Origin of the sequence: Akkermansia sp. KLE1798, assembly GCF_001580195.1 — a bacterium.
Lineage (GTDB): Bacteria > Verrucomicrobiota > Verrucomicrobiia > Verrucomicrobiales > Akkermansiaceae > Akkermansia > Akkermansia biwaensis.
Map to the genome: position 1 here is coordinate 1 of NZ_KQ971081.1, position 14,757 is coordinate 14,757.

15 protein-coding genes and 1 pseudogene are annotated in these 14,757 nt (G+C 57.7%); 7 read left to right on the top strand and 9 right to left on the bottom strand.

Features of this window, described 5'->3' with window-relative positions; genetic code table 11:
• Window positions 1-877: pseudogene (locus tag HMPREF3039_RS04795) on the bottom strand (hypothetical protein); the annotation flags it as partial.
• Window positions 878-1,207: 330 nt separating this feature from the next.
• Here HMPREF3039_RS04795 and pstB point away from each other — a divergent pair.
• The 4 genes from pstB to HMPREF3039_RS04815 all read left to right on the top strand — a co-directional run bounded on the left by pstB (window position 1,208) and on the right by HMPREF3039_RS04815 (window position 3,807).
• Window positions 1,208-1,990, top strand: a complete 783-nt coding sequence (gene pstB / locus HMPREF3039_RS04800; protein ID WP_067571686.1) for a phosphate ABC transporter ATP-binding protein PstB — start codon at window positions 1,208-1,210, stop codon at window positions 1,988-1,990.
• 191 nt (window positions 1,991-2,181) lie between these two features.
• Window positions 2,182-2,841 (top strand): phosphate signaling complex PhoU family protein, encoded by a 660-nt coding sequence (locus HMPREF3039_RS04805; protein ID WP_067571064.1) that lies wholly within the window; start codon window positions 2,182-2,184, stop codon window positions 2,839-2,841.
• A 67-nt stretch (window positions 2,842-2,908) separates the two neighbouring features.
• Window positions 2,909-3,505, top strand: coding sequence for a hypothetical protein (locus HMPREF3039_RS04810; RefSeq protein ID WP_067571066.1), 597 nt, complete (start codon window positions 2,909-2,911; stop codon window positions 3,503-3,505).
• The gene (locus HMPREF3039_RS04815; RefSeq protein WP_067571068.1) at window positions 3,496-3,807 is read left to right on the top strand and encodes a hypothetical protein; all 312 of its coding nucleotides are present in this window, start codon (window positions 3,496-3,498) and stop codon (window positions 3,805-3,807) included. Before HMPREF3039_RS04810 ends, HMPREF3039_RS04815 begins: the two co-directional genes overlap by 10 nt.
• An 80-nt stretch (window positions 3,808-3,887) precedes the next feature.
• Here the strand turns inward: HMPREF3039_RS04815 and HMPREF3039_RS04820 are convergent, their stop codons facing one another.
• From HMPREF3039_RS04820 to HMPREF3039_RS04830, 3 genes are all read right to left on the bottom strand, one after another.
• On the bottom strand, window positions 3,888-4,847 hold the full coding sequence (locus HMPREF3039_RS04820) for an aldose epimerase family protein (protein ID WP_067571071.1): 960 nt from the start codon (window positions 4,845-4,847) through the stop codon (window positions 3,888-3,890).
• A 33-nt stretch (window positions 4,848-4,880) separates the two neighbouring features.
• Window positions 4,881-5,360 (bottom strand): outer membrane lipoprotein, encoded by a 480-nt coding sequence (locus HMPREF3039_RS04825; protein WP_147549655.1) that lies wholly within the window; start codon window positions 5,358-5,360, stop codon window positions 4,881-4,883.
• Window positions 5,361-5,505: 145 nt separating this feature from the next.
• On the bottom strand, window positions 5,506-5,751 hold the full coding sequence (locus tag HMPREF3039_RS04830; RefSeq protein ID WP_067571075.1) for a hypothetical protein: 246 nt from the start codon (window positions 5,749-5,751) through the stop codon (window positions 5,506-5,508).
• Between the two features lie 239 nt (window positions 5,752-5,990).
• Between HMPREF3039_RS04830 and HMPREF3039_RS04835 the strand changes: the two genes are divergently transcribed.
• Window positions 5,991-8,510: a M16 family metallopeptidase gene (locus tag HMPREF3039_RS04835; RefSeq protein ID WP_082770092.1), complete on the top strand. Its 2,520-nt coding sequence runs from the start codon at window positions 5,991-5,993 to the stop codon at window positions 8,508-8,510.
• A gap of 188 nt (window positions 8,511-8,698) precedes the next feature.
• On the opposite strand, the gene HMPREF3039_RS04845 is transcribed toward HMPREF3039_RS04835, so the two are convergent.
• From HMPREF3039_RS04845 to HMPREF3039_RS04860, 4 genes are all read right to left on the bottom strand, one after another.
• On the bottom strand, window positions 8,699-9,019 hold the full coding sequence (locus HMPREF3039_RS04845) for a bactofilin family protein (RefSeq protein WP_012420356.1): 321 nt from the start codon (window positions 9,017-9,019) through the stop codon (window positions 8,699-8,701).
• Window positions 9,020-9,054: 35 nt separating this feature from the next.
• Window positions 9,055-9,621, bottom strand: a complete 567-nt coding sequence (gene frr, locus HMPREF3039_RS04850) for a ribosome recycling factor (protein ID WP_067571688.1) — start codon at window positions 9,619-9,621, stop codon at window positions 9,055-9,057.
• A 56-nt stretch (window positions 9,622-9,677) separates the two neighbouring features.
• Window positions 9,678-10,403 (bottom strand): UMP kinase, encoded by a 726-nt coding sequence (pyrH, locus tag HMPREF3039_RS04855; RefSeq protein WP_067571080.1) that lies wholly within the window; start codon window positions 10,401-10,403, stop codon window positions 9,678-9,680.
• A gap of 66 nt (window positions 10,404-10,469) precedes the next feature.
• On the bottom strand, window positions 10,470-11,375 hold the full coding sequence (locus HMPREF3039_RS04860; protein ID WP_067951967.1) for a mechanosensitive ion channel family protein: 906 nt from the start codon (window positions 11,373-11,375) through the stop codon (window positions 10,470-10,472).
• A 245-nt stretch (window positions 11,376-11,620) separates the two neighbouring features.
• Between HMPREF3039_RS04860 and HMPREF3039_RS04865 the strand changes: the two genes are divergently transcribed.
• Complete coding sequence (locus HMPREF3039_RS04865; RefSeq protein WP_067571082.1) at window positions 11,621-12,106, top strand: hypothetical protein; 486 nt, start codon at window positions 11,621-11,623, stop codon at window positions 12,104-12,106.
• Between the two features lie 98 nt (window positions 12,107-12,204).
• On the opposite strand, the gene HMPREF3039_RS04870 is transcribed toward HMPREF3039_RS04865, so the two are convergent.
• A complete protein-coding gene (locus HMPREF3039_RS04870; protein ID WP_161981439.1) occupies window positions 12,205-12,831 on the bottom strand; it encodes a peroxiredoxin in 627 nt (208 codons plus the stop codon).
• A 132-nt stretch (window positions 12,832-12,963) separates the two neighbouring features.
• Between HMPREF3039_RS04870 and HMPREF3039_RS04875 the strand changes: the two genes are divergently transcribed.
• On the top strand, window positions 12,964-14,673 hold the full coding sequence (locus tag HMPREF3039_RS04875; protein WP_067982006.1) for an SLC5/6 family protein: 1,710 nt from the start codon (window positions 12,964-12,966) through the stop codon (window positions 14,671-14,673).
• The last annotated feature ends 84 nt before the right edge of the window (window positions 14,674-14,757 follow it).

Sequence of the window (14,757 nt, forward strand, 5' to 3'; positions counted from 1 at the left end):
TGCTGTTGGCAAGAAGCGTGTCACGGGAGATCAGCTTCCTGACTTCCGACATGTCGCCACCGGACCCCGACGGCATCAATGAAGTCATATTGAGGGTGTCCAGATCCGGGCCGGGGGTGTCCCAGGTGGAACGCAGCACGGTCAGCGGGTCGGTGCTTTCCTGGGAAGCATGAGGCATCAGATTGATGCGCGCCTTCTGGTTTTCCGGCGTAATCCACCAGGCAATGTACTTGCGGGTGTTGGCATTCTTTTTCAGCCCCGTATTCTTTGAAGAATCGTCCACGCGTACAGGGCGGACATGGATTTCCTTTTTATCCTGGTTCCGGGCCCCCGCCGGGGTTCCTACGGTGCCGGGGCCCAGCAGGCAGACGCTGCGGAAACTGCGGTTGGAAGCAGACTTTTGCCCCAGAAGGTTTTTTCCGGCTTCCAGGGTGCTGAGCCTGCGCAGGTCGGGGTCGGAAATCAGCCAGCGGCGGAACATGGAGCTTCTGCCCGTATCGTAGGTGGAAGCGATGTCCATGCCTGAGGAATTATTCCTGTTGAGCCAGGTGTCCCAGCTGTTCCAGGCGCCCAGAATATAGGGGGAACTTCCTTCGCTGGTGCCGGAAGAAAGAATGCCGGAGTTGGCGGAAACGCGCTGGTCGGGTCCCAGCTCGCACTGGAGCTGTCCCAGGGAAACTTCCAGGGAGAATCTGGCCAGGGACTTGGCCTCAGCAGCGAAGAGCTGTTTCTCAGAGATGCGCACCTGTGATGATGCGATGGTAAGAAGGCCGACGCTCAGGAGGGCCAGGAGCATCATCAAGGTGATGGTGGCAATGAGTGCGAATCCCTTGCTGACGTGTCGGACAGAGCGTTTCGTAGAAGGTTTTGTGTTCATGGATATTGGTGGAAGATTGGAAAATCCTCGGGAAAAAATGCCATGCACGGCTTCTGGCAACTCCCCTGTTTTTACCAGTCTAGGGCTGCCATATAGGGAAACAAGGAATAACCCTATCTCTGTTGAAAAGACCAAATAATTTATTTTTAGTCTGTTGTATTAATTTACTCTGTTGATTGAAAACCAACGGATTCCAAATCCGGTGAACGTTGCGGGAAATGGGCCAAGAAGGCCAGGTTAAGAAATCGTCACAATCCCTGGATGGTCATTGCGGGGGGAATTTGCGATACCATGCGGGCAGCGGTGATGAGCCGCGCCATGGTCAGAGATATGAGCCTACCGCCTGCAATACCCGATCAAACCGCCGTGGAGGTGGATTCCCTGGATTTCTGTTACGGCAGCAAACAGTCGCTTTTTAACGTCAACATATTGATTCCGAAAAACCGTGTCACGGCGTTTATCGGGCCGTCCGGCTGCGGAAAATCCACACTGTTGCGCTGCATCAACCGGATGAATGACCGCATTCCGGAGGCCCGCGTCACGGGGGGGGCCATCCGCATTGACGGGGTGGACGTGACTTCCCCCACCCTGGACCCGATCCGCCTGCGCCGGGAAGTGGGCATGGTTTTCCAGAAGTCCAATCCCTTCCCCATGAGCATTTACGAGAATGTTTCCTACGGCTTGAAGCTGGCGGGAGTAAGGGACAGGGCCGTTCTGGATGAAGCCGTGGAGGAGAGCCTGAGCCATGCCGCCCTGTGGGACGAAGTGAAGGACAGGCTCCACACTTCCGCCAACGGACTTTCCGGCGGCCAGCAGCAGCGCCTCTGCATCGCCCGTTCCATCGCCGTCAAGCCGCGTATTTTACTGATGGATGAACCTTGTTCCGCCCTGGACCCCATCGCCACGGTGCGCGTGGAGGAATTGATGCACCGCCTCAAGGAGAAATTCACCATCGTCGTGGTGACGCACAACATGCAGCAGGCCACCCGCGTTTCCGACCTGACGGGGTTTTTCATGCTGGGAAGGCTGGTGGAGTTTGATTCCACGGAGAAGATTTTTTCCCATCCGTCCATGAAGGAGACGGAAGATTATATTACGGGAAGATTCAGTTAACAATAGAAGACGATTTATGATTCCATCAATATGTTCAGGCAGGGCCGGTTCCCGCCGCTTTTCCGGAGTCTCCTGTTCCGCTCGGCGTTTTGCCGCTTCCGCGAGGAAGACCGGCGGCCTGCGCAGGCTGCATATTTTTTACCATGCCGCCAGGGCGGCTTCCTCCGACAATCGAACCAACATTTCCGACCATGAACCACGACGCCCACACCCTGCGGGAATTTGATGCCGCCCTCACTTCCCTGAACACGTATTTGCTGCAAATGGCTTACAAGGCGCAGAGCGCCCTTGATCTGGCCGTTGCCGGTCTGCTCCAGCAGGACGAGGATCCCGCCAACCAGGCCATTGCCGATGACGAGGAACTGGACGAACTGGAAATGGCCGTGGACCGGGAAGGGATGCATCTCCTGGCGTTTTTCAGCCCGGTGGCATCTGACTTGAGGGTGGTGCTGGCTTCCATCCGCCTGTCCGCCATTTATGAACGCATGGGGGATGAGTCCGTCACCATCGCCAAGAGGGCCAACAAGCTGAATAAAAGGCCCCGCCTCCGGGAAGCCGGATTGGTGGAACCCGTGTACCGGGAGCTGGCCGAACAGTTCAGGGCCGTCAACAAGGCCGTCTCTTCATGGGATGCCCCGGCCCTGGCTTCCCTGGCGCCGGGACTGGCGTCCCTGGCGGAGAAAACCGGGACCTTGACGGAAACATTCGCCCGTCTGCCGGAACATTACCGGGACAATCTCGCCTCCGTGGCGGATTTGATATTCATCGGCCGTTCGCTGGAACGCGTCGCGGAAGGATTGCAGAAAGTGGCTGCGGAAGCTCTTTACGGAGTCGGGCCCCGGCAATCCTGAACGGAGGGACCGCCGGCGTTCGGACAAATGCTTGCCTGTTCCGTGATTTTTATATAAGACATGGAACATGAAAGGACAACAGAAGGATACCTTTTGCAATCTGGCCGGATGGTCCTGGGGGCTCCTGCTGGTGATGGCCGCTTGCGCCCTGCCTGATTTATGGAAGGTTATCCGCGTTTACCGGGGATTGGAAGAGATAGGGTGGGAGAACCTGCTGTGGGCGGCATTCTTCCTGCTGGCAGGCGTTCTTTGCTTTTTCTCCATGCGGCAATTCCAGGTGAAGGTTGGCGAGGACGGGATAACCGTTACCCGCTTTTTACGGCCTCCCCTGTTCATGGATTGGCGCTGCATCAAGAGCGCCTCCTGCGGCAGTATGGGGGCGAACGAATGGCTGGTGTTGAAATCGAATGATAACATGGTGAAGATCGGAAGGGTGGAATTGGGGAAAGGCAGGTATGATTTATTGTGCGGGATGGTGAAGGAAAAATTGCGGCAGGTCCATCAGGAAGCCCTGCGTGAAGACGGGGAGTTTCTGCCTCTGGACAAGCGGAAATTAATGTACAGGAATATCTTGTATATAATTCCCGTTGCTCTTTGGGCAGTTGGATCGGGGGGGGCCGCTCCTCCGGCACGGATGCGCCCGGACGCGAGGATATGGGGCTGATCCTGTACTGCGGCATCCGGCATGAACGGAATGTGGAAAAAGCCCGCGATTATCTGGATGGGGACACCATTGAATTTCTGGAACGGGCATTAAAACATCCGGATCTGGTCAAACCGTATGGCCGCATTCTTTACGGGGATTCCTCCCGTTATCTGGAACGGTATGGCCGGGAAGTCTATCTGGTGGGCTGCCTGAAGGCGGGCGGCCTGCTGAAAGACGTTCCCGGAACGGCTGAAGACTGGCTGAAGAAGGTAGAATTTTACCGCCCGGCCCATGTTATTCTGCGGCGGCTGGAACGCTAACCGCCATGGCTCCCCCCCATGTACGGCAGGTATTATTGTGCACGGTGGGGTGACGGTGGGCCGGATGATGGAATCCGCCTTTACCTGATTGTCCAGGAAATGCTGCGCGTGACGGATTGACCGGGGCGCAGGAGAACACTGGGGAAGTGGGGCACGTTGACGGCATTCGGGAAGCCCTGGGCTTCCAGAGCAATCCCCTGGCGCGCCTTGGGAAGGTATTCTCCCGTGTAAACCTGGAGCCCGGGGGCGTCCGTCGCCACGATCAGGCGGTGGCCTGAAGAGGGATCAAGGAGGATGGCCGCGATCTTGTCGCCTGGTTCGGAATCCAGCACGTAGTTGTGGTCCAGTCCGGCGGCGGTGTCCGGGTGGGCGGCGGAGTTGCGTTCCCCAAGAAGGGCCGCCCTGCGCAGGTCAAAGTCCGTGCCTTCCACGGGCAGGATACGCCCGTCCGGGATGTTGGTTTCATCCACGGGGGTGTAGGCGGAGGCCCGGACTTCCAGCGTCATGGAATTGATGTCGGGCTTTCCGGAAAGGTTCCAGTAGGCGTGGTTGGTGAGGTTGACGATGGTGGCCGCGTCCGAGTACGCTTCCATGCGCAGGTGGAGGGTCTCCTCCATGAGTGTGTAGGTAGCCACCACTTCAAGATTGCCGGGGTAGTTTTCCTCCCCGTCCGGAGAATGGAGCGTCAGCACCAGCGTGTTGCGCGCGGCTTCCTGAACCTGCCATATTTTGCTGTCAAAACCCTGGAGGCCGCCGTGCAGGTGGTTGGGGCCGTTGTTAACAGCTACGGAGTGGGCGTCCCCGTCAATGGAAAACCTGCCTTTGGCGATGCGATTTGCGACCCGGCCGCAAATCGCACCGCAGTAACAGGTGTCTTTCAGCATGTCTTCAAAGCTCTTGGGCCCTACGATCATGTCCATGCCGTCCTTGACGACGGAGATGATGCGCCCCCCGTAGTTGCTGATCCGCACTGTCATCCTGTCGGAGGACAATTCAAAGATTTCAACAGGAGCGCCGCCGGGTAAGGTGCCGAAAATCATGCCGGAGATATGGCTGGATAGCTGAATGGCTTCTTAGTAGGCCAGAACGCGGGAACCGGTGTTGCCGATGATGACGCGAACCTGCTGTCCGACATAGATGGGGTTGTTTTTGCCGACGGGCTGGACGACGGTGTAGTTCCGGGTGCCGTTTCTCGTCTGGTTCAGGCGCACGGTGATGCGCTGGCCGGTCGTGTTGTTCACGGCCTTGTCAATCTGGTTGCCGGCGATGGCTCCAATGATGGCTCCGCCTGCCGCCGTAGCGTACTTGGCGTTGCCGCCGCCGAACATGGCTCCGGTAAGACCGCCCGCCACGGCGCCCACGCCGGTGCCGGCATTGGCGTTATTGGCCTGGATCTTGACGGTTTCCACGCTGGTGACCGTACCGTAATAGGTTTCCTGAACACCGCCGATTTCATTCATGTTGTAAGTGTTCGGGGAGCCGAAGTTGGTGCAGGATGTAACGGAGAGCGCGATGGCTGCGCAGCCGATGGTGAGGATGGAGGTGGCTTTCATGATTTTCTTATAAAATGGGTTGAAGGTTGAAATCAAGTATTTTAATGGTCACCGGGAAGAGTCTGTTCACTCCGTCCGGCGGAGAAAACCCCTGCCGGAAACGTTCCGGCAAGGGTTCATATGCATGGGAGTGGCTTCCGTGGGATCAGGCCTTGGGAGCTTCCGCCTTTTTGGAGCAGTCGCAGGGCTTTTCTCCCTTGCTGCAGGGCTTGTCGCATTTCTGGGCGCACTTGCCGTCCTTGTCGCACGTGGCGTCCTTGCTGCATTTCTTGTCGTTGCAGCAGGATTTCTGGGCGGCGGGGGCGGAGGAGTCCGCCGGGGCGGCTTCCTGGGCGTAGCCATTGATGCTGAATGCGAATGCGAAAGCTGCTACAGCGAGTATCTTCTTCATATGGTTTATTTCTTTATGGTTGGTTTATTTAATGAGGACAGCGCGTTAACTGTCGTTCTACGACAGCATAGAGTTGCGGACTTTAAGATTTGTTCAAAAAAAGATGGCTGGAACATGTTTTTTACAGGGTGTTTTTGTATTCATTTGTGCCCGCGCAGGACATAAGAAGTCTGACAGTGCCGGAGTGCGGACAGAGCGGCGGCTTGCACCGTCCTCCGTCTTGAGGCACGGTAAGAGATATGAGTTCAGTTAAGGAACCTGTGATGCACCGTTTTGGGAACGGTTTGACGGTTTTGATCAAGGAGGACAAGTCCCATCCCGTGGTATCTCTTCAATATTGGGTGGGGACGGGCTCCATGAATGAGGGGCATTTGCAGGGCAGCGGGATTTCCCATTTGCTGGAGCATCTGGTATTCAAGGGAACGGAGAATTACTCCGGGCAGGATCTGGCCCGCAAGGTGCAGGAGCGGGGAGGCCATTGGAATGCCTATACGAGCGTCAACCGCACCGTTTTCTATATAGACGGTCCGGCGGAGTCCTGGCAGGTTTTCCTGAATCTGCTGACGGAACTGGTGTTTTCCCCCACCTTCCCGGAAGGAGAGCTGGAGCGGGAGAAGGAAGTGGTGCGCCGGGAAATGGCCATGTACGCGGATGAACCGGATTCCGTGGCTTACCAGCTTTTAATGCAGACGCTGTATCTCAAACACCCCCGCCGTTGGCCCGTACTGGGCCAACCGGCGGTGTTCGATACCCTGACCAGGGAGGACGTGCTGGAGTATCACGCCTCCCGCTATGTTCCCAACAATGTGGTGCTTTCAATCGCCGGGGATGTGGATGCCAGGGAGGTGCTGTCCCACCTGGAACTGCTGGTGGAGGATTTGAAGGCGCGACCTCTGAACCGGGAACCGCTGCCGCACGAGCCCCATCAGTTCGGTTCCCGGACGGTGCGGAAGGAGTTTGCGGTGCCTTATTCCAAATTGAGCCTGGCGTGGCGTCTGCCCTGTTCCGCGCATCCGGATACTCCGGCGCTGTCCGCCCTGGCCAGCATTTTGGGCGGCGGCCGTTCCGCGCGGTTTTATGAGAAATTCCATGACCGGCTGGGGCTGGTGTACAGCATTGAGGTGCATTCCAACCAGTCCGAGTCCGATGAAGGAGCGTTCACCATCACCATGGATGTGGACCGCGCCCAGCGGGACAAGGTGCGGGACCTCGTTCTTCAGGAACTCCGGGACCTGGAACGGGAAGATTTTACGGAAGACCTCAAGAGAGTCTGCAAGCAGACAAGAGTTAGCCGTTTGAGCCGAAAAAGCTCGGCTTCCGGCATGGCCTCGGAAATGGGTGCTGACTGGTTCGGCGCGCGCAACTTGAACTTGTCCTCCGAATGGCAGGAGGCCATTGAACGCGTGACCTCGGAAGACCTGCACCGGGTGTGCGCCGGGTGGCTGTCCTCCCCGAATGTGACGGAAGTCAGCCTGGACCCGCTGGGCAGCAATGCGGAGGAGGTTCCCTCCGGCAGTGAGAAGACGGATACCGTCCTGAGCGAGCTTGTGCTTTCCAACGGATTGAAAGTTGTTGTCCGGGAAGACCACCGGCTGCCGCTGGCGCATGTCTGCCTGGTGTTCAAAGCCGGATGCCCTGCGGAAAATGAACAGAATGCGGGTGTGACGGATTTGATGTCGGAATGCCTGCTTAAGGGGACTTCCACGCGGTCCGCGTCGGACATTGCCCGGTTTCTGGAAGACATCGGCGGTGCGATCAATACCTCTACGGGCAACAATTCCCTGAGCGTGGGCTGCCAGACGCTGGCGGAAGACCTGGATTCCGCCCTGGAACTGATGGCGGACGTCGTGATGAATCCTTCCTTCCCGGAGGACGCCTTCCTGAAGGAAAAGGAAACCTTTGTGGCGGATGCGGAGGAAGACATGGAAGACCCCCTTTCCGTGGCGTTCAGACAGGAGCGGCACGTGGCCTACGGCAACGTTTCCTACGGCAATTCCCCGGCGGGAACGGCGCAGAGCCTTTCCTCCCTGACGGTGGAGGACATCCGGAAGCAGTACGGGCGCATCGTCTGCGCGTCCAATGCCGTGTTGTGCATTTCCGGGGATGTGACGAAGGATGAAGTGCTTCCCCTGCTGGAAAAACATCTGGGCGCCATGAGAAAAGGTAGTCCGCCCGCTCTTGCCCCTACCCCCGCGCTGAAGCCGGGAAGGGAAGTGACCGTGCTGGACAAGCAGCAGGCCGTTCTGGTGGTGGGCGTGCCGGGAGTGGACGTGGTTTCCCCCGACATGGCGATGGCCCTGATATTCCAAGCCTGGTGCGGAGACATGGCGGGCCCTGTGTTCACGAACATCCGGGAAGAAGCGGGCCTGGCCTATTATGCCAGTTCCTCCCTGTTCATCGGCATGGATGCCGGAGGCATCTGCTTTTACCTGGGGACGTCTCCGGAACAGCTGGAGGAAGCCGAAAGGCGTCTGGGGGAAACGCTGTCCATGATCTATGAACAAGGCATGACGGAAGAGGAACTGGAGCGTACGAAGGCTTCTGCCCTCTCCTCCCGCCTGCTGGCCATGCAGTCCAACGGCACGCTGTGCCAGATGCTGGCTCTGGATATCCTGTTCGGGCTGCCTCTGGACGCCTTTGAAAAACAGACCCGGGCCATCAAAAACATGACTGTGGAGCAGGTGAATGGCTTTATCAAAAAGATTCTGGACCCGTCCCAGCCCCGTTCCTGGTCCATCGTGCGTCCGGAGAATCCGTAAATGGACGCCCGGAAGGCTGCGTTTGCCGTAGTTCCGCGGCACCGGTTTCCGGAAACGGAAGCGTTCCTTCTTTTACGGCTGAAGCTTTTCCCGAATGCGGCGGAAGGAAATATCCGCTCCGGTTCCGGCCATGAAAAAAGCCGTCCCTCCTTCCGGGGGAACGGCTTGAAGATGGGGTTTTCCGGGCCTTAACCGATTTCCGTGCGGCCCAGCAGATGGGCGCCTTCTTCCATGGCCAGGCTGCGGGTCTTCATGTCTCCGACGACGCGGGCCTGCTGCTTGAGTTCGCAGCGGTCGGAAGTGACCTTGCCTTCCACGTTGCCGTAGATGCGCACGTCTCCGGCGGTGATGTCGCCCTTGATCTGGGCCGTTTCACCGATGGTGACTTTCCCCTTGTCGGAAATGATTTCGCCTTCAATTTTTCCGTCGATGTGCATGTCGTTCTGGAAACGGATGGTTCCCTTGATTTCGATGCCGGAGGCGAGGAAGTTCGTTACATTGTCTGTCATTGTCGTGAAGTGGTTGGGTGGTGAAGGGTGCTGGCTCAGATGGTCATGATGTCCTTTTCCTTGGCGGCTACCAGATCGTCAATCTCCTTGACGTACTTGTCCGTGAGCTTCTGGATCTGCGTTTCCAGGTCCCGCTGGCCGTCTTCCGTGACGATGTTGTCCGTCTTGAGCTTTTTGGCGGAGTCCATGCCATTCTTGCGGGCGCCGCGCACGCGCACGCGGGCTTCCTCCGCCTGGGATTTGACGAGCTTCACCAGGTCCTTGCGGCGTTCTTCCGTCAAGGCGGGGATGGGCAGGCGGATGGAGCGTCCTTCCACGATCGGATTGAGGTTCAGCTTGCTTTCGTTGATGGCGCGGCCGATGTCGTGGGCCGTGCTGGGGTCGAAGGGCTGGATGAGGATGAGGCGGGGTTCCGGCGTGCTGATGACGGCCAAGCCCTTCAGCTTCATGACGGAGCCGTAGCTGGATACGTGCACGTCCAGGTTTTCCACAAGGCCGGGAGAGGCTTTGCCCGTGCGTACGCCGGAGAATTCCTGCCTGGCGAAGTCCACGGCCTTGAGCATGGCTTCCTCCGTCTCCAATAGTAATGTTTCTGCGTCCATATGATGGTTGATGCTAAGTGTTTTTTTTGTATGGTTGAAAGGTTTTTTCGCCGGGTTCAGCAAATCGTGGTGCCGATAGGCTCCCCGAGCAGGGCGCGGGTGATGTTGCCCGGAGTGTGCATGTCGAATACGATGATGGGCTTTTTGTTGTCCATGCAGAGGGTGAAGGCCGTGGAGTCCATGACCTTGAGCTGGCGTTCCAGGCATTCCTGGTAGGAGATGGAGTCAAAGCGCTTGGCCCCGGAAACTTTCTTGGGGTCCGCATCATACACGCCGTCCACGGAGGTGGCTTTCATCACGACTTCCGCGTTGATCTCGCTGGCGCGCAAGGCGGCCGTGGTGTCCGTGGAGAAGAAGGGGTTGCCCGTGCCGGCGCCGAAGATGACGATTTTGTCGTTGTCCAGGTAGGAGCGGGCTTTCAGGCGGATGAAGGATTCCGCCACGTTTTTCATTTCAATGGCGGACTGGACCACGCAGGGCACTCCGGCGCGTTCCAGGGCGCTTTGCAGGGCCAGGGCGTTCATGACTGTGGCGAGCATGCCCACGTAGTCCGCCGTGGCGCGGTCCATGCCGCGCACGCTGGCCTTGGCGCCGCGCCAGAAGTTGCCGCCGCCCACTACCAGCCCGATCTGGACGCCCGCGCGGTGCGCCTGTGCGATTTCTTCAGCGATGCGGGCGACGATTTCCGGAGAGATATTGTCCATGCTTCCGGGGCTTCGCAGGGCTTCTCCGCTGAGTTTCAGAAGTATTCTTTTAAAAACAGGTGCTGGTGTGTCAGACATAAATGCGGCTTTTACGCAGACAAGATTGAAATTTCACGGGGGAAAAAGAAAGCAAAAAGAACAGCTTTACTGATTTTTCTCTGGCGTGCCGGTGATTTCCACTCTGATGGGGGTTCTGCTCTCCACGCTGCGGGTGGGGAAGGGGAAGGAAATGCCCTCCGCCGCAAAACGGTGCTTGATATCGTGCGCCAGGGTTTTCTGACAGTCCAGGAAGTTGTCCTTCAGGCACCAGGCCCCTACCGTGAAACCCAGGGAAGAGTCCTGAAAACCTGAAAACATGATGAGTGGCGCCGGGTCGTCCAGGCAGAGCTTGTTTTCCTTGACTACTTCTTGAAGGACGCTTACGACGTGCTCAATATCGCAGTTATAATCCACGCCCAAAGTCAAATCGCAGCGGCGCGTGGAAAAACGGGTGATGTTGCTGACCGGATTCTTGATGATCATTTCATTGGGAATGCGCACCATGGTATTGTTCGGCAGCCGGAGCTGGACGGACATGAGGTTGATGGAGTCCACGTTGCCGGTAATTCCGTCCACTTCAATCATGTCTCCCAGGTTGATCTGCTTTTCCCCTACCAGGAAAAGGCCGCTGATGATGTTGGACAGGGAGGTCTGGGAGGCGAAGCCCACGGCCACGCCGATGATGCTGGCCGCACCCAGCAGAGTGAGGATGTCAAACCCCATCAGGGCGAAGGCCTCCACGCCGATGATGATATAACCCGCGTTTTTGACGATTTTCACCGTCAGGCGGGACGCCTGCGGAGACATTTTCATGGAGGTGATTTTGCGGAGCACCTGGCAAAACAGTTTCAAAAGAATCCAGCTGATGACCAGCCAGATGATCACATGCACGATTTTTGCCCCGGCGGACTGCACCATCTCCAGCTTGAGCCAGTCCGGCATGTTCAGAAAGTCCATGGTTTTTGTCCATATGTCTTCCGTGGGGCCTGCTGCCATGAAATCCGCATTCATGCCAAGTGTGTAGCAAAGGCGTTCATGCGGCTCAAGGGGCGTGCGCGTATTCTCCCCGTTTTATGACGGGAACATTTTCCTGGAAAAGATGCGGAAATGTACTTGAAAATAGACAAAAATGCGGGTATGAGCCGTTTCCCTGGTGGAAAATGTGTTGGATCAACATGAATAAAAACTACCTTGTTATTGGATGTGCTGGATTTACTGTTCTTGCCGTTTCGGCTGGCGCCGGACCTTCACGCTCTTTGGAAACCGGACGTGCCGCCGGTTATTATACCCATTCCGGGGACGGCTCCAGAAGCGCCAAGGCCCGGTTTGAACGCTTCAAGGAGCGTCATTCCCCCTCCGGAAGCACGGCTTCCGTTTCCGTGACGGGTGAGGACGGGAAAAAGTACGAGGTGGATATTGAAGACCCCGAAGCGAAGGCCAGGGCCGCGCGCAAGGCCTGGGAGAAAAGGCAGGGGGCCAAGGCCAGAACCTTTGTCAACCAGGCGGAGCAGGATGCGCGCGCCAAGATTTCTTCACGGGAAGTGGAGCAAAAGGCTCTGCTGGGAGCCATGCAGAAACTGAAACTGGCCGTGGAAGCTAAAAAGGTGGACGATATTCTCGCCGGAAAGCTGGTGGAGGTACTGTCCCGGCGGGTGAAACAGGGGACCATGAGCAGGATGCAGGCGGCGGAGGCCATCAAGTATTTGATTGCCAACAACAAGGTAAACGTAACTCTGGAATAGGGGCGACGGCGTTGTCGCGATTCTTCCCGCGTGCGTGGAAAATCAAAAAGGCCGCTCCGCAACATGCGGAACGGCCTTGAAATTGCTTAAAACGCGGTTTACTTGCTGAGGTAGCTGGCCACGCCTTCGTGAGACGGAGTCATGGCGGCTTCACCCTTGTGCCAGCCGAGCGGGCAGACTTCTCCGTACAGCTCGAAGTGCTGGAGGGCGTCCACGACGCGGATGGCTTCTTCAATGGAGCGGCCCAGCGGGAAGTCATTGATGAGCTGGTGGCGGACGATGCCGTCCTTGTCAATCAGGAAAAGGCCGCGGTAGGCGATCATTTCCCCGGAGACTTCGATGTTGCCGTCTTCGTCGATTTCCTCGTTGCCGGCCAAAACGCCGTAGTCGGAGGAAATGGTCTTGTTGATGTCGGCCACGATGGGGTAGCTGACGCCCTGGATGCCGCCCTGTTCGCGGGGGGTGTTCACCCACGCCCAGTGGGAGAATTCGCTGTCCGTGGAGCAGCCGACGACGGCTACGTCACGCTTGTCGAATTCGCCGAGCGCCTCCTGGAACCCGATCAGTTCCGTGGGGCACACGAATGTGAAGTCCTTCGGATAGAAGAAAAGGATCACATATTTTTTACCCTTGAACTGGTCAAGGCTGAAGTCCGGGACGATGGTACCGTTGACGACTGCGTTTGCACTGAAATGAGGTGCTGGTTTTCCGATGAGGAGCATGATATGTTTTTTGGTTTGGTTCTAAAAGAATGATTCCAAAAAACGAGAGGAAGTCAAGTGGCAATGACGTTCCGCAAGTGGCAAAAGGGCCTGTTTTCTCTTGAAAACGAGACTTGTTTTGTCAGTATTGCCTGCATGTCATCCCTGAAGGCGCAGCAGGACCAATGGTCTGGAAAGATAGGAGTGATTCTTGCCGTGGCCGGAAGCGCCGTGGGGCTGGGCAATTTTTTGCGTTTTCCCGGCCTGGCCGCCCAGTACGGCGGCGGGGCGTTCATGGTGGCTTACGGCATGATGCTGGTTCTGGTGGGCGTGCCCGTGGCGTGGGCGGAATGGTCCATCGGGCGCAGAGGCGGCCAGCAGGGCGCCCATTGCGCCCCCGGCGTATTCTGGTACCTGACGAAAGGGTCCAGGCTGTGGAAGTTCCTGGGCGTGCTGGCGGTGCTGGGGCCGTCTTCCGTGGCTTTTTATTATATGGTGGTGGAGGCGTGGTGCTTTGGCTACTTCTGGAAAATGCTGACGCAGCCGGAGCTGTTTGTTACGGCGGAGAGCACGGCGCAGACGTTCTTCAGCTTCACTGGCATGGCCGGAGACGGAAGCGCCCTGTTGTCGGACAACGGAATGCTCTGGATCGTGGGCGGCGTTATTCTGATCAATCTGGGCATTATCTACCGGGGCATCAGCAAGGGGATTGAGATGTTTTCCCGCTGGTTCATGCCCGTGCTGCTTCTGGTCTCCGTGATATTGCTGGTGCGCATCCTCTGCATCGGCACCCCTGATCCGAATTATCCCGACCGCAGCATTGAACAGGGGCTGGGGTATATGTGGAATCCCAGCAAGGTTTTGGTGGAGGAAAAAACGCCGGAAAGCGGGGAGTGGAAAACGGTTTCCATGGTTTCCGCCTCCAGGCCGGGAGCGATGGAGGAGGCCGGACGCCAGGTGGAGATGTCCAACGGAACGCTGAGGCTCACGAAGGTGACGCTTTGGGATGGACTGCGGAATATCGAATTGTGGGTGGCCGCCGCCGGGCAGGTGTTTTTAAGCCTTTCCGTGGGGACGGGGCTGATTCTGACGTATGCCAGCTACGTGCGGAAGAAGGAGGACATCGCCCTCAGCGCCTTGTCGGCCTCCGCCTCCAACGAGGTGTGCGAGGTAGGGCTGGCCGGCATGATGACCGTGCCGGCGGCCGTGGCGTTTCTGGGAGTGGCCGGGGCGGCCGGGCAGGGCACCTTTGCGCTGGGGTTCATGGTTCTTCCCCAGGCTTTTGCCAAGATGGGGTCAAGCGTGGTATTCGGCAGCCTGTTTTTCCTGCTGCTTTCCGTGGCGGCGGTGACCAGCTCCATTTCCATGATGCAGGTGGGGCTGGCGTTTATTGAGGAGTTCATGGGGTTGAAGCGCAAGCTGGCCGTGGTGGTGCAGGGGTTTTTCGCTTCTACGGGAACACTGGTCGTGGCGTGGTTCAGCAAGGACCTGCTGGCGATGGATACGTATGACTTTTTCCTCGGCACCCTCTGCTTTTTCATGAGCGGCATGGTGATGATGATTCTGTTTTCCTGGAAACTGGGGGTAGATTCCGGCCTGAGGGACCTGGAGGACGGTTCCGCCATCCGGATTCCCAGGATTTACCGTTTCATCATGAAGTATGTGACGCCTACCCTGCTGCTGGTTATTTTCCTGGTCTGGCTGGCGGAAAACATCTGGGTGAAGCAGGCGGCGCCCGTAGCCGCCCTGGGACGCGGGGAGCATGGCGCCGTGATCCCGATGGGGTTCCTGGCGGCCTACGTGCTGTTCCTGGTTTTCATCACCATGGCTTCCGGCAGGCACAAGATCTACCATGGTCCCCAGTAGGCGGCGGGGAACGGGCGTGCGGCTTCTGGACGCAGGCGGCCATGTACGGGGAGAAGCTTCCGTTTTATCTGCACGCCGCAAGGG

Excerpts from the sequence above, each read along its gene's own strand:
- pstB (WP_067571686.1), top strand. The coding sequence starts at position 1,208 with ATGAGCCTACCGCCTGCAATACCCGATCAAACCGCCGTGGAGGTGGAT.
- HMPREF3039_RS04805 (WP_067571064.1), top strand. The coding sequence starts at position 2,182 with ATGAACCACGACGCCCACACCCTGCGGGAATTTGATGCCGCCCTCACT.
- HMPREF3039_RS04810 (WP_067571066.1), top strand. The coding sequence starts at position 2,909 with ATGAAAGGACAACAGAAGGATACCTTTTGCAATCTGGCCGGATGGTCC.
- HMPREF3039_RS04815 (WP_067571068.1), top strand. The coding sequence starts at position 3,496 with ATGGGGCTGATCCTGTACTGCGGCATCCGGCATGAACGGAATGTGGAA.
- HMPREF3039_RS04820 (WP_067571071.1), bottom strand. The coding sequence starts at position 4,847 with ATGATTTTCGGCACCTTACCCGGCGGCGCTCCTGTTGAAATCTTTGAA.
- HMPREF3039_RS04825 (WP_147549655.1), bottom strand. The coding sequence starts at position 5,360 with ATGAAAGCCACCTCCATCCTCACCATCGGCTGCGCAGCCATCGCGCTC.
- HMPREF3039_RS04830 (WP_067571075.1), bottom strand. The coding sequence starts at position 5,751 with ATGAAGAAGATACTCGCTGTAGCAGCTTTCGCATTCGCATTCAGCATC.
- HMPREF3039_RS04835 (WP_082770092.1), top strand. The coding sequence starts at position 5,991 with ATGAGTTCAGTTAAGGAACCTGTGATGCACCGTTTTGGGAACGGTTTG.
- HMPREF3039_RS04845 (WP_012420356.1), bottom strand. The coding sequence starts at position 9,019 with ATGACAGACAATGTAACGAACTTCCTCGCCTCCGGCATCGAAATCAAG.
- frr (WP_067571688.1), bottom strand. The coding sequence starts at position 9,621 with ATGGACGCAGAAACATTACTATTGGAGACGGAGGAAGCCATGCTCAAG.
- pyrH (WP_067571080.1), bottom strand. The coding sequence starts at position 10,403 with ATGTCTGACACACCAGCACCTGTTTTTAAAAGAATACTTCTGAAACTC.
- HMPREF3039_RS04860 (WP_067951967.1), bottom strand. The coding sequence starts at position 11,375 with ATGAATGCGGATTTCATGGCAGCAGGCCCCACGGAAGACATATGGACA.
- HMPREF3039_RS04875 (WP_067982006.1), top strand. The coding sequence starts at position 12,964 with ATGTCATCCCTGAAGGCGCAGCAGGACCAATGGTCTGGAAAGATAGGA.